The 11,753-nt window shown below is 63.6% G+C and carries 15 protein-coding genes and 1 tRNA gene; 13 read left to right on the plus strand and 3 right to left on the minus strand.

What is annotated here, in order from left to right:
• Window positions 1-32 precede the first annotated feature (32 nt).
• Window positions 33-170 carry a hypothetical protein gene (locus tag C2862_RS25235; protein WP_168710042.1) on the plus strand — a complete coding sequence of 46 codons (138 nt, stop codon included), beginning with the start codon at window positions 33-35 and terminating at the stop codon, window positions 168-170.
• Window positions 171-255: 85 nt separating this feature from the next.
• Here the strand turns inward: C2862_RS25235 and uvsE are convergent, their stop codons facing one another.
• Window positions 256-1,140 carry a UV DNA damage repair endonuclease UvsE gene (gene uvsE / locus C2862_RS10710; protein WP_136220103.1) on the minus strand — a complete coding sequence of 295 codons (885 nt, stop codon included), beginning with the start codon at window positions 1,138-1,140 and terminating at the stop codon, window positions 256-258.
• 174 nt (window positions 1,141-1,314) lie between these two features.
• Between uvsE and C2862_RS10715 the strand changes: the two genes are divergently transcribed.
• The 5 genes from C2862_RS10715 to C2862_RS10735 all read left to right on the plus strand — a co-directional run bounded on the left by C2862_RS10715 (window position 1,315) and on the right by C2862_RS10735 (window position 5,495).
• Window positions 1,315-2,289: a MerR family transcriptional regulator gene (locus tag C2862_RS10715; RefSeq protein ID WP_229467376.1), complete on the plus strand. Its 975-nt coding sequence runs from the start codon at window positions 1,315-1,317 to the stop codon at window positions 2,287-2,289.
• 79 nt (window positions 2,290-2,368) lie between these two features.
• Window positions 2,369-2,905 carry a DUF2058 domain-containing protein gene (locus tag C2862_RS10720; protein ID WP_136220104.1) on the plus strand — a complete coding sequence of 179 codons (537 nt, stop codon included), beginning with the start codon at window positions 2,369-2,371 and terminating at the stop codon, window positions 2,903-2,905.
• A gap of 100 nt (window positions 2,906-3,005) precedes the next feature.
• Complete coding sequence (locus C2862_RS10725) at window positions 3,006-3,668, plus strand: response regulator transcription factor (RefSeq protein WP_136220105.1); 663 nt, start codon at window positions 3,006-3,008, stop codon at window positions 3,666-3,668.
• Window positions 3,661-5,028, plus strand: coding sequence for an ATP-binding protein (locus tag C2862_RS10730; protein ID WP_136220106.1), 1,368 nt, complete (start codon window positions 3,661-3,663; stop codon window positions 5,026-5,028). The genes C2862_RS10725 and C2862_RS10730 overlap by 8 nt, the downstream gene beginning before the upstream one ends.
• Before the next feature lie 59 nt (window positions 5,029-5,087).
• Window positions 5,088-5,495 carry a YgiW/YdeI family stress tolerance OB fold protein gene (locus tag C2862_RS10735; RefSeq protein WP_136220107.1) on the plus strand — a complete coding sequence of 136 codons (408 nt, stop codon included), beginning with the start codon at window positions 5,088-5,090 and terminating at the stop codon, window positions 5,493-5,495.
• A 51-nt stretch (window positions 5,496-5,546) separates the two neighbouring features.
• Here C2862_RS10735 and C2862_RS10740 read toward each other — a convergent pair whose 3' ends face one another.
• Entirely contained in the window at window positions 5,547-5,990 is a 444-nt protein-coding gene (locus C2862_RS10740; protein WP_136220108.1) for a nuclear transport factor 2 family protein, read from the minus strand.
• 146 nt (window positions 5,991-6,136) lie between these two features.
• Here C2862_RS10740 and C2862_RS10745 point away from each other — a divergent pair, with 146 nt between their 5' ends.
• The 7 genes from C2862_RS10745 (at window position 6,137) to C2862_RS10775 (ending at window position 11,533) form a co-directional block, all read left to right on the plus strand.
• Window positions 6,137-6,346: a DUF2945 domain-containing protein gene (locus tag C2862_RS10745; RefSeq protein WP_136220109.1), complete on the plus strand. Its 210-nt coding sequence runs from the start codon at window positions 6,137-6,139 to the stop codon at window positions 6,344-6,346.
• Window positions 6,343-6,732 (plus strand): DUF1801 domain-containing protein, encoded by a 390-nt coding sequence (locus C2862_RS10750; protein WP_136220110.1) that lies wholly within the window; start codon window positions 6,343-6,345, stop codon window positions 6,730-6,732. Before C2862_RS10745 ends, C2862_RS10750 begins: the two co-directional genes overlap by 4 nt.
• Window positions 6,733-6,827: 95 nt before the next feature.
• Entirely contained in the window at window positions 6,828-7,967 is a 1,140-nt protein-coding gene (locus C2862_RS10755; protein ID WP_136220111.1) for a toxic anion resistance protein, read from the plus strand.
• 31 nt (window positions 7,968-7,998) lie between these two features.
• Window positions 7,999-8,586 carry a TerD family protein gene (locus tag C2862_RS10760; RefSeq protein ID WP_136220112.1) on the plus strand — a complete coding sequence of 196 codons (588 nt, stop codon included), beginning with the start codon at window positions 7,999-8,001 and terminating at the stop codon, window positions 8,584-8,586.
• A 33-nt stretch (window positions 8,587-8,619) separates the two neighbouring features.
• Window positions 8,620-9,486, plus strand: a complete 867-nt coding sequence (locus C2862_RS10765; RefSeq protein WP_136220113.1) for a hypothetical protein — start codon at window positions 8,620-8,622, stop codon at window positions 9,484-9,486.
• A gap of 249 nt (window positions 9,487-9,735) precedes the next feature.
• On the plus strand, window positions 9,736-10,629 hold the full coding sequence (locus C2862_RS10770; RefSeq protein ID WP_136220114.1) for a hypothetical protein: 894 nt from the start codon (window positions 9,736-9,738) through the stop codon (window positions 10,627-10,629).
• 34 nt (window positions 10,630-10,663) lie between these two features.
• Entirely contained in the window at window positions 10,664-11,533 is an 870-nt protein-coding gene (locus C2862_RS10775; RefSeq protein ID WP_136220115.1) for a GIY-YIG nuclease family protein, read from the plus strand.
• 53 nt (window positions 11,534-11,586) lie between these two features.
• Here C2862_RS10775 and C2862_RS10780 read toward each other — a convergent pair.
• Window positions 11,587-11,662, minus strand: a tRNA-Phe gene (locus C2862_RS10780).
• Between the last annotated feature and the right edge of the window lie 91 nt (window positions 11,663-11,753).

The following is an 11,753-nucleotide window of genomic DNA, read 5'->3' on the forward strand; positions in this document are numbered from 1 at the left end:
TTTTAGACGTTGGGGCAGCTCCCGAAGTGCCGATGGGTGCTACCCCACAATTTCGCGGCAATGTGTCCCTGCCGACCTCAACCGGATATGCATTAAGCGTGCCAGGAAACTATGTCGTTGTTTTCTCAGGAGAAAATTTTCTTGACGAAAAATTTGATGAAGAAATGTAAGAATTTTCGACAAAACTGAGACAGATGATTACATTTTCGCACCAATATGGTGCATTTATTACAACTTATTGTCAATACACTCAATTCAGGCCAGGGATGCCAGCCAGGGCCGCAAGCCGTCGATCGCCTCTTCCTTGGACTTGGCTTCGATCTCGATCCATGGCGCACCGGCGTAACAGGAGGGCATCGTCTCGATCAGGTCGGCATGCTGGCGGTCGTTGAAACCGCTGCGCCCGTTCGAGATGTGGACCAGCTGGTGCGCAGGCTCAGCCCAGGTCTCACGGGCCTTGCGCAGCATCTCGTCCACGCTCGGGTGGTCGTAGCTGGGCAGGTCTTCGTGGACGATGTGGTGATGGGCATCGAACACCATCGGTACCCCGCTGCGCATGCAGATGTCATGGATCTCCTCGGCGCTGTAGGCGTATTCGTCGTTCTCCAGGCCGAGCCGGCAACGGATCGCGTCGGGTAGCGTGCCGATGCACCTCACCAGTGCATCGGCACGCTTGGCCTTGCCGCCGTGGATTTCCAGCAGCGCCCAGGGCGAGCGCGGCTGTGCCAGCAAATCCATGATGTCCGCGTGCATCTGCAGGATCTTGATGCTGTTGGCGACGACCTCCGGCGAATCGGAACTGAGCACGACGAACTGGTCCGGGTGCATCACCAGGCGGATGCCGGCGTCGAGCGCGCGCTTGCCCGAATGCGCCAGGCTTGCGGACAGGGTCTGCAGGATGGCGAGACCCTCCGGCGTGTCGGCGAAGGGGAAGATCGAGGACGGCAGGCGGTACAGCGAAATGCCATTCTGCTGGCAGTAGCGCATGGCCGCGTCGAAGGTCTGCAGGTTGTCCCGATAGATGTCTTCCAAAATCCTGGCTTGGGCATCCGGCGACTGCGCATGCAGGCGCGTGCGCGTGACCGTGCGGTAGCGAATATCTTTTGAATTGGTAATGCAGACCAGGCCCAGATGCGGCATGCGAACCTCGCGTAGTGAGTGAAACGTGAAGAAAAAGTATATGCCGAAGCGTTTCGTGCCCGGATTCAGTTGGCTCTTGGCACGAACGAAGGACCTCCATGCATTGAACCCCAATCGTGTCCAAGGCTGGGCACCGTATAATGCCGTCGACGGGACAACTTCGGGACAATAACGATGAACTCACCACAAAAGACTGAACAAGACCGCATCATGTATCGCAGCGGCGCCGCCGCGCGCCTGGCCGGGCTGCCGGTGGAAACGCTGCGCATCTGGGAGCGCCGCTACAGCCTGTCGGATGCCGAGCGCTCCGAGCATGGCCAGCGCCTGTACTCGGCCGAGCAGGTCGCGCGCCTGAGCCTGCTGAAGCAGCTGGTCGACCAGGGCCATGCGATCGGCGTGCTGGCCGGGCTGGCGCGCGAGCAGCTGCAGGCGATGCTGGCCGCGAACGCCGCCGATGCGCGCGTGGGTACCGGTCCCGTGCCGATCATGCTGGCCGGGCCCAGCCTGGCGCGGCGCGTGGCGGCCGAACGCCAGCCGCTTGGACTCGACGTGCGCGCCAGCTGCGCCCGGCTGGATCAGGTAAGCGAGCTCGGCAATGGGAGTGGCGCCCAGGTACTGGTGGTCGAATTGTCCGAGCTGGACGACAGCGCCATGCCGCTGCTGGCCGCGGCGCGCGACGCGGCCGGGGTTGCCGCCACCGTCGTGCTGTACCGCTTCTGTTCCAGCGCCACGATCCGCGCCTTGCGTGCCCAGGGCTACCTGGTCGCGCGCGTGCCGGCCGACCTCGGCGAACTGGCGCTGCTGTGCCGTTCGGCCTTGGCCGGGCAGCGCCTGCCGGCCGTCGAGGCCAGCGCCGTCGCCGTCACGCCGCCGCGCTTCGACGAGGAGGCGCTCTCGGCCATCGCGGCGGCGGGCAACCGCCTCAGCTGCGAATGCCCGCGCCACCTGACGGACTTGCTGCTGCTGGTCGGCAGCTTCGAGCGCTACAGCGCCCAGTGCGCCAACCGCAATCCGCAGGATGCGCAGCTGCACAAGCAGCTCGAACTGGCCTCGGGACAGGCCAGGGTGGTGCTGGAAGACGCCTTGATGGCGCTGGCGGTGCAGGATGGCTTGCCGCTGCCGCACAAGCTGGCCGGCTCGACTGGATGACAGGGCACACCGCGCCCGGCGCTGGTGGCGGGCGCGGCTCCTTGCTATGCTAGCGCCTATCTTTATAGGAGCGCCGACGATGGCATCGTTGCAGGACCAATTTCTCAAAGCCGGCCTGGTGAACAAGGGCAAGGCAAAACAAGTTCAGCAGGAAAAGAGCAAGCAGCAAAAGATCGAGCGCCGCACCGGCACGCAAAGTGTCGACGAGTCGAAGCTGGCGGCTGCCGAGCTGCAGCGCAAGAACGCCGAACGCGCACGCGAACTGAACGCCCAGCGCGACGCCGCTGCCCAGCAAAAGGCGATCATGGCGCAGATCGTGGACCTGGTGCAGAAGAATCGCCAGAGCAAAGGCAATGGCGACGTCGCCTACAATTTCACCCACGGCACCAAGATCGAGCGCATCCACGTCTCGAACGCGGTGCAGCAACACCTGATGGCCGGCCGCCTCGTGATCGTGCGCCTGGGCGACAGCACCGAGCTGGTGCCGCGCGTCATCGCCGATAAAATCGCCGAGCGCGATGCTTCATTGGTGGTGCGGGTCAAGAAGAGCGAGGCCGTGTCCGAGGAAGACGATCCGTACGCGGACTTCAAGATTCCAGACGACCTGATGTGGTGAACCAGGGGCGCTCTTCTCACCGGGGGCGCTCTTCTCTTAAGATGCGCTTCATGTTGCAGGCTTACGCTGGCGGTTCCTGACCGCCCCGACCGGAACCTCCATGCGCATCCTGCTTGTCGAAGACGATACCTCCCTTGGTGAAACCATCCTCGCCTGGCTGCGCCTGGACGGGCACGCGGTGGACTGGGTGCGGCGCGGCGATTCGGCCCAGACTGCCTTGCTGGCGCACCATTACGACTGCGTCCTGCTCGACCGCGGCCTGCCCGGCCTGTCCGGCGACGCCGTGTTGGGCGCCTTGCGCGCGGCGGGCAATACGGTGCCGGTAATCCTGATCACCGCCTTCAATGCGCTGGCCGACCGGGTCGAGGGCCTGGACCTGGGCGCCGACGACTACCTCGTGAAACCCTTCGAGCTCGAGGAACTGTCGGCGCGCATCCGGGCCGCGGTTCGGCGCGGCGCCAGCCAGGCCAGTAACGCACTCACCCATGCCGGCATTGCCCTCGATGCCGAGTCCCGGCAAGCCAGCCTGCACGGCCGGCAGGTGGCGCTCACCAGCCGCGAATACCACGTGCTCCATGCACTGCTGCTGCGCAGGAACGGCATCGTCACCCGCGCACAGATCGAGGAAAGTCTGTATGGCTGGGGCGAGGAGGTCGAAAGCAATGCGATCGAGGTCTACATCCACAACCTGCGTAAAAAATTCGGCAGCGACAGCATCGTTACCGTGCGCGGCCTCGGCTACCGCCTGAGGGACGATGCCTAGCGCGGGCGCGCCGCCCTGGTCCCTGCGCCGGCGCCTGCTGGCCGCGATCCTGGCCGCCAGCACGGTGCTGTGGCTGGGCAGCCTGGGCACCGTCACCGTGATCGCCTGGCAGGAAACGGGAGAGGTGTTCGACGACGCGCTCGAGGAATCGGCGTACATGCTGATGGCCGCCACCACCGATCTCGACGCACGTGGCCTGCTGGCACCGCTGCCGGCCTCGGAACGCAATGCGCGCAAGGTCGACATGCAATACCAGGTGGTCGCGAACGGCCGGGTGCTCCAGCGTAGCGCCGGCGCACCCGCCGCACCCTTCGTCGCCGCTTTCGACGACGATCACGGTTTCGTCGACCTCGCCGCGATGGGTGAGCGCTGGCGCGTGTTCGTGGTGCGTGACGAGGCGCGCCGCTTCGAGGTACAGGTCGGCCAGCAGGCCGACAAACGTCTCGACATCCTGGAAGAACTGGGCGAAGCGCTGTGGTTGCCGGTGCTGGGTTTTCTCGTTCTGCTGGCCCTAGTGTGCTGGTGGCTGACCGGGCGCGTGTTGCAGCCGCTGCGCCGCACCGCCGCCGCGATCGGCGCCAAGACCCCGGACGACCTGGCGCAGGTGGACACAAGCGGCCAGCCGCGCGAACTGCTGCCGATGACCAGGGCACTCAACGAGGTGCTGGCGCGCCTGGACGCGGCGCTGCAGGCCGAACGCCGCTTCACCGCCGATGCCGCCCACGAACTGCGCACGCCGCTGGCCGGCCTGCACATGCACGTACAGCTGCTGCAGCGCCAGCATCCCGACCTGCTTGCGCCCTTCCAGAAGCTACGCCAGGACATCGCCCGCCTGACGGCACTGGTCGACAGCCTCTTGATGCTGGCGCGCCTCGATCCGCTGGTGCGCAAGCAGCTGGAAGGGCAGGCGCTAGAGTTGGCGCCCCTGTTCGCGCAATTGCAGGCCGAGCATGCCGATGAGGCGGCCCGACGCGGTATTGCCCTGTCGCTGCGCTGCGACATCGAATCCGTGCGGGCGGATCCGCAGATGCTCGCCATCGTACTGCGCAACCTGGTGAATAACGCGCTGCGCTATTGCCCGGCGGGCAGCCGGGTCGAGGTCGAGGCCTGCCGTCATGCGGGCCGCGACCGGATCATGGTGCGCGACGACGGCCCCGGCGTGGACGAGACCAGCCGCCGGCGCCTGACCGAGCGCTTTTTCCGTGTGCTGGGCCAGGAGGAGGGCGGCAGTGGGCTGGGCCTGTCGATCGTCCAGCGCATCGCGGATTTGCACGGCATCGCGCTCACCTTCGGTCCGGGCCTGGAAGGACGTGGACTGGGCGTGACGCTCGATTGGCCTTCTCAAGATCGCGCTTCTTAAGATCGCATTAATGTCGCGCCGGTGTAATGGGCCATCCATTCACCAGACAAGGAGCGACCATGCACCGCATTTTTCAACTGTCCACCATCACGACCCTGCTCGCCGCCTCGGCCTTCGCCATCGCCCAGCCAACCGGCTACACGGACCCCTCGAACAAGCCTGCCGCCGCGGCCGGCTACACCGGGCCGACCAGTGTGCCCCTGGTGACGGCCAAGGATTTACTGGACAAGGGCAAGGACGACCAGGTCGCGCGCCTGCAGGGCAAGTTGCTCAGCCACAAGGGCGGCGAGGACTATGAATTCGCCGACGCCAGCGGCAAGATCACGGTCGAAATCGACGCCAAGTATTTTCCGGCCGGCGTGAGCATCGACCAGAATACGGTGGTCGAGCTGACCGGCGAATTCGATAAGGAAACCTTTGGTGAATCGAGCTTCGACGTCAAACAGCTGAAGGTCGTCGGCAAATAAACAAACAAAACGCCACCGCGGGGTGGCGTCGTGTCGCGTCTTCCAGGCGCTTCAATGATGGAGCGATGCTCCGGTCGTTGCCTGGCCGGGCTGGCCGGGCCGATAGGCCTTTTCGCCTGCCGCGGTGTCGTGATAGTCCTGGAAGCGTACCACTTTACCGTCGCGTATCGTGAACACGTGCACCCAGGGACTGTCGTAGGTGCGTCCGGTTTGCCGGACCAGCCAGGTTGCTTCGCCGGTGACGACGACCTTGTCGCCTTCGGCGATGATGTCCTTCGGTTCGAAGCGCAGCGCCTGCGCGGCCTCGTCGAGTTCCTTGAAGAATCGGGCAATCGCGGCCTTGCCTTTGTGTAGGCCGGAGAAGGGAACGTTGTCTACCTCGGGTTCGATCCAGAGCGCGTCCTCCTGGTAACTCTCCAGGAGCTGCGGGATATCGCCCTTCTGGAACATCTGGTAGCCTTCCATGATTAGCCGCTTGTTTTCCTGTGCATCCATGTCAGCCTCCTGGTATAGCCGGTGAAATCGGCCGTCCAGCGGCAATCGCGTCCGTTCATGCCACGGCCGATCGATCCTTTCAGCGTAATGCGCGGCGCATGGATGTCAAGCCGGACAGGTGGTTCATTCACACAAAGGAGCGCAACATGACGGACGGATTCAAGGTTGGCGACAAGGTGCAGTGGCATTCTTCCCAGGGAACGGTAACCGGCACGGTCAAGAAGAAGCTGACGGAGCCGACCGATATCAAGGGCCACCACGTGGCCGCTTCCAAGGAGAATCCGGAATACCTGGTCGTCAGCGACAAGACCGGCGCCGAAGCGGCGCACAAACCCGATGCGCTGAGCAAGGCATGAGCGCACCAACGACGGCGAGCTCGCCCTCCGAGCTGATCGACGGGCGTATCCGCGAACTGGGCGGCTGGCGCGGCGCCTTGCTGGAGGAGGTCCGGCGCCTGATCCTGCAGGCCGACCCCGAGGTGGTCGAGGAGTGGAAATGGCAGGTGCCGGTATGGTCGCAGGACGGCATCCTCTGCACCGGCGAAGCCTATAAAGCGCACGTGAAGCTGACCTTCCCGAAAGGCGCGGCGCTCAGCGATCCGGCCGGCCTGTTCAATGCCAGCCTGGACGGCAATGCGCGGCGCGCGATCGACCTGAAGGAAGGCGAGCGCCTCGACGCCGACGCCTTCGTGGCGCTGATTCGCAGGGCCATTGAAGCAAATCGTAGTAAAAAGAAGCCATGACCACAAAAACGCCATCGGCAGGCGGCCGCTCCTGACCAGCCGGGTTGTCCGGTGGTAAGCTATTCATGTTGTCACTTCCAACCTGAAGGAATGCCATGAAACCGCTGTTCTCCTCCGACGACGAAGCGAAGGCGGCCGCCTCGCCAGCCGCGCCTGTTGCCACGCCAGCACCCGCCTTCCCGCCGCTGGTGGATCCGGCCCGTTCGCCGGACATGCTGCCGGCATCGCTGTCGGATCCGAGCCCGGCACCCGTCGTGCGCGTCGATATCTCCGGTATCGACGACAAGGCCATCGAATCTCTGGGCGGCTCCACCGGCGCCGGCGTGGCCAAGGTCTCGGCCAAGCTGCTGGGCACCGTGCGCGCGTCGGACGCCGACGTGTTCGGCGCGCAGCTGAACGAACTGATCGCCGCCTCGAAGGGCCTGGACCCGGCCAAGCTGCGCTCGGGCGGCCTGCTGTCGCGCGTCACGAACATGTTTGGCTCGGTCAAGGAAAAGATGCTGTCGCAGTACCAGGTGGTCGAATCGCGCATGGACACCCTGGTGTCGGAGATGACGCGCCATGCCAACGTGCACCGCAATCGCATCCACGACTTCGACGAGATGTACAAGGGCCTGGAAATGTACTACCAGGGCCTGGATGCCGACGTGAAGAAGGGCGAAGCCTGGGCCGACCGGCTGCGCCAGGCGGTCGCGCAGCAGGCTGCACCGGCGAATGCCTTCGAGGCCCAGCAGGCCACCGAACTCAAGCGCCGTCTGGAACGTCTGGAAAAGCGCATCGACGATTTAAAACGCGCCATGTTGATGGCCACGCAGATGGTGCCGCAGATCCGCCTGTCGCAGGACAACGCCCGTGCGCTGACGGACACCTTTACCGACATCGTCAACGTCTCGATCCCCGCCTGGCGCAACGTGTTCTCGCTCTACCTGCTGCAGCTGGAAGCCAAGCAGAGCGCCGCGGTGGCGAATGCCGCCTACGACGCCACCGACGCGGCCTTCCGCGCCCAGGCCGACATGCTGCTGGAGAATACGGAGACGGTGGCGCGCGCCAAGCAGCGTTCCCTGGTCAGCCTGGAAACGGCCCAGCACGTGCAGGCGCAGCTGGTGACGGCCTTCGACAAGCTCGAACAGATTTCGCACGAAGGCCAGCAGCGCCGCAAGGACGAGCTGCCGAAACTGCAGGAACTGGAGCGCGAGCTGATTGCGCGGTTCTCCACGGCTGCGCCAGCGGCCTAACTATCATTTTCACCATAAGGAAAATCAAGCCATGTCGACGACGCTGCAAACCGGCCACCGCATCAACCTCGAAAAGACCGCCCCGGGCTTGAAGCGCGTCCGGATCGGTCTCGGCTGGAAGGTCAACGCGGCCGAGGGCCAGGCCTTCGACCTCGACTCGTCGGTATTCCTGTGCAGGAAAGACGCGAACGACGATCCGGTCATGATCAGCAACGCCCACTTCGTCTATTACAACCACACGACTTCGCCGGATGGCGCGGTCGTGCACTCGGGCGACAACCGCACGGGCGACAAGGATGGCGACGACGAAGTCATCACCGTCGACCTGGCCCGGGTCGAGCCGGAAGTCATGGAGATGCCGATCGTGGTGACCATCCACGAAGCCGAGGCGCGCAAGCAGACCTTCGGGCGCGTCACCGACGCCTACGTCAAGGTGTACAACGACGACACCGGCGAGGTGATCGCCGAATACGACCTCGACGCGGACTACTCGGACAAGACCGCGCTGCAGTTCGGCTCGCTGTACCGCCGTGATGGCGAATGGCGCTTCCAGGCCGTCGGCGCCGGCTTCAAGCTGAACCTGGCGACCTTTATTCGCAAGCTGGGCGGCACCGTCTGAGGACGGCCGCGCTCCTGGCATATCGTGTGACCGATGACACCCAAGGCATTCGAGTTCGGCGCGCAGCCAGAGCCTGCTCCTGATCCGGTACAGCCCCAAGCTGTGCCGCGTGCCTTCGACTTCAGTGACGCCGCTGCACCGGCTACACCTGCTGGTCCGCCGAAGGCGCTGTCCTTCGACGACCTGCCGCCGGTACCGGCATCGTCGAGCCTTACCGCAAAAGCTCCGGCCCGAGCGCTGTTCGAAAGCGAAGACCATCCGGCGGTGCGCGACGCCCTCGCCATCGCGCGGGCCGAGCATCCCTTGTTGTTCGAGCAGGAGGAGGGACGCCTGGCAGTCCTGTTCAGGCGCATCCTGCCCGTCAGGCTGGGCCTGGTCACGCAGTGGGCGGAGGAGCCCCTGCACGAGCAGGCCGCGCTGCTGCAACCGATCACCGAGCTGGTCCTGAAGTTTTCGGAGATAGGCGTGCCCGCACTGCTGGACGCCGCGCTGGAAAGCACCAGAGCGCCAACGGGCATGTTCGAGAAACTGTTCCGCCGGCCGGCGCCGCCCGCCGAATACAAGCCGGCCCTGCTTGCCAGCCGCGCGCAGCTCGTCCAGCTCATGGCAGACAGCGAAGTGGCCCTGCGCAAGCTGGAAGCGTCGGCCAAGGAACTGAATCTGCACGGGCTGGTACTGGCCGTCGTCTCGACGCTGGCCGCCGGCGCCTCGGACGTGACCCTGGATGCGCTGCTGCAGCGCCGCACCCTGATCGGGCAGGCGGTGCGCCAGGCCGAGCTGTCGACGCTGCAGATGGAGCAGGTGCGCCAGCAGGCCGCCGACCTGATTGGCCAGGTGTCGTCCTTCCTGACGGTGACCTTGCCGGCGCTCGAGATGGCGCAGGCGCAGGGAGGCGGATAGCGCGCGTCCGCGTTGCCTTGTGCCGTTCAGGTGCGCCCTGATGGCGCGCTCGGTGAAGCTCACTGATCAAGGAGACGCGCGAATCGAACTATCCTTTCATGTTGTTTCAATGATACTGATGAGCTATGATGTCCTTGCACCGGGTCATGGTGCCCTCTCATTCGCATGCGCAAGTCATTCCGCCAAATGTGAGCGAAAAGATGTACCGCAGACACCCGCGTCCGTGCAGCTTTCCCCTGGAGAATATAGATGAGTAAGATCGTGCTGCGCGCCACTGAACGGTCCGCACTTGAGCGCGCGCTCGACCATTGCAGACAATGGGCTGCACGACATCAGGCAGAGGTAGGGGTTGCAGAGATGGCACTTGGTGCTGCAATCGTGTCGTGGGGCGTAACGAGTGGCCAGATCGTATTGGGCCGGGACGTGGCAGGGAGCCGGCTGCGGGACATCGGTGGCTTGGCGGGACTTGGGGTCGGAGCTTCCGCGTCAGCGGCTCTGGCGATGACGCTGCTGAAGGGCGTGTTTGTCGGCGGTGTCGGAATGGTTGCTGGGGTTACTTGTGTTCCCGCAGCGGTCATCATCGGGGGAGGAGCCGCAATTCTGGGTAGTTTCGGTTACGTGTTGGGAGACCAGCTCGATGCGCTACTCGAGGTATCCGGCGGATTCGGTGACTTGCTGCTCGATGGGGCGGCTGTCGCGGTCGGTGTGGCATTAATCATTGATGGGGCACGTCGAGTCGTGAACGATGAACGGGTATTGTCGTCGGCTTCGAGGTTCAGGGAGGGCGTGATCAGTCTCGTTCCTCAGGCGTCCGAAGCGGTTGCCGCCACGTGGGATGACCTGCAAGCGTTTGTAAAGGAAGCCGCAGACAGTCCTTCGGCATACGCAGCCAGCGGTGCAAGCGCCTTGGCCGGTGCCGCCATCGGAAGTTCCATCGCTGCCGGTTCGGTAACGGTACTGGGATCGAGCGGCCTTGGCGCAGCCGCATTATCCCTGGGCCTGGTTTCCGCACCTGTCTGGCCTATCGTAGCCTGCGGCGCCGCCGGCCTGGCGCTTGGATTAGCGGCATGGAAGGGTGTCCACCATCTACGAGACCGCGACAATTCTCCTACCCCTGCAACTGACGAACCTCCTCATGTTTGACTGAAACAGGACACCGTCAAAGCCGTCCAATCTCATGCATATCGACCAGAATCTTCTCGACTTACTCGCTGAACAAGGTATCAATCCCGAAGCGCAGCAAATTACACTCATGCGCCACGCGGACAAACGTTACCCGCTTGTCAAATACATCGGTACGCGTGCTCTCAACCTGTATCAAGCGGTGCAACCAAGGCGCATGCCGGAAGGAAGTCTTGTAGCATCGTTTTTTGGACACCGGCCTGGTCATGGCCTGTTGCTTGGCGTCTGGCGTGTGCAAGCTGTAATGCCAGCAGGCGAGGCGGTCCGCCAAGGCTTAACCGCAGGCAGCTTCGAGCCGCTGCATGAAGAGTGGACCGGATATTTCCACGATCTTCAGGAAACCGGTTTTCTTGCGGAGCAGCGATTGAAGTTGGAAATCAAGTGGCTGGGCAAGGAGTTGGCCTGGCGAAGGGTCTTGTATCCGGCTGACGCGGCCACTGCCAGAGCTTCCTATCCAGTTTCCATACGACAGGAATGCGCAATCCCGTTCGGCGGGCTGGCCGGTGCATCGCTGGTCATGTCCGAATTGAAAATCGCATTGCAGGATGCCGCCTGGCAGCAAGGATTGCTGGGAATTAGTGCGATCTACCTGATCACGGATGAGCGTAGCGGCGCTCATTACATCGGCTCGGCGAGCGGTCGCCAGGGTCTGCTAAGCCGTTGGGGGAATTACGCAGCCAGCGGGCACGGAGGGAATATTCGGTTGATGCAACTCCTTGCCGACAATCCGGGACGCGAGCTCGACTTCCGGTTTACCGTGTTGGAAGTGTTGCCTGCCGACCTGCCAAAACGTGCGGTCATTCTACGAGAGTCGTATTGGAAAATTGCGCTAGGTTCGCGGGTATTTGGATTGAACCTGAACTAAACAAAAACGCCGACCTGAGGAGGTCGGCGTTTTTGTTTGTACTGCTGAATTCTTGGTGGCCCGGGGCGGAATCGAACCACCGACACAAGGATTTTCAATCCTCTGCTCTACCAACTGAGCTACCAGGCCAAGAGAGGCATGATTATAGCCAGCCGATTCCGGCTCTGCAAGTCCTCGTTGCAACTTTCTTCGGCCAGGGCCGCCGGCGGACCTGAGGTGC

The sequence above is a fragment of the Massilia sp. Mn16-1_5 genome (genome assembly GCF_004798585.1).
In the GTDB taxonomy this organism is placed as follows: Bacteria; Pseudomonadota; Gammaproteobacteria; order Burkholderiales; family Burkholderiaceae_D; genus Telluria.